This window comes from Ensifer sp. ENS08 (genome assembly GCF_014852195.1).
Lineage (GTDB): Bacteria > Pseudomonadota > Alphaproteobacteria > Rhizobiales > Rhizobiaceae > Ensifer > Ensifer adhaerens.
The window spans coordinates 1-256 of record NZ_JACVBF010000089.1 but is presented as its reverse complement, the minus strand read 5'-3'; the positions used below and the strand labels follow the sequence as shown (position 1 = coordinate 256).

Here is a 256-nt window from a genome sequence, read left to right as displayed (position 1 = left end):
GTGGGGAGCTGCGAATAAGCTTTGATCCATGGATCTCCGAATGGGGGAACCCACCTTAAATGCTTGGAAAATTTAAGTCGTGCGCAAGTACGGCTTAGGTTTCCAAGCATTGTTTAAAGGTATCTTACTCTGAATACATAGGGGTAAGAAGCGAACGCAGGGAACTGAAACATCTAAGTACCTGCAGGAAAGGACATCAACCGAGACTCCGCAAGTAGTGGCGAGCGAACGCGGACCAGGCCAGTGGCAATGAGGA

General features: G+C 49.2%; 1 rRNA gene. It reads left to right on the top strand.

Features of this window, described 5'->3' with window-relative positions:
• Positions 1 to 256 (top strand): 23S ribosomal RNA (locus IB272_RS35770); the annotation flags it as partial.